Raw genomic sequence first — 222 nt, 5'->3', positions numbered from 1 at the left:
GCCATGACCCCCTCTGCCGTCTGGTCGAAGCGAAGAACGATGATGCCACTGTCATCTATGAATATGACGAGGCCGGGCGCATTACTGCCGAAACCCTCAACGGCCGACGCACCGAATACCAGTTCGATGCCCAACAGGATTATGTGACGCACCGCACCACCGCCGGGCTGACCGAGCGCTTCACTCGTGGCCTGATGGGCGAACTGAAAGCATGGCAACTGG

1 protein-coding gene is annotated in these 222 nt (G+C 59.5%); it reads left to right on the top strand.

Going from position 1 to position 222, the window contains the following annotated elements; genetic code table 11:
• Positions 1-222: hypothetical protein (locus M975_RS22100; RefSeq protein WP_157093438.1), on the top strand; the 222-nt coding region annotated here is incomplete at both ends.

It is taken from the genome of Buttiauxella brennerae ATCC 51605, from assembly GCF_001654925.1.
GTDB lineage: Bacteria > Pseudomonadota > Gammaproteobacteria > Enterobacterales > Enterobacteriaceae > Buttiauxella > Buttiauxella brennerae.
Note: the sequence above shows the minus strand (reverse complement) of the source record. Positions and strands in the feature narration are given on the sequence as shown.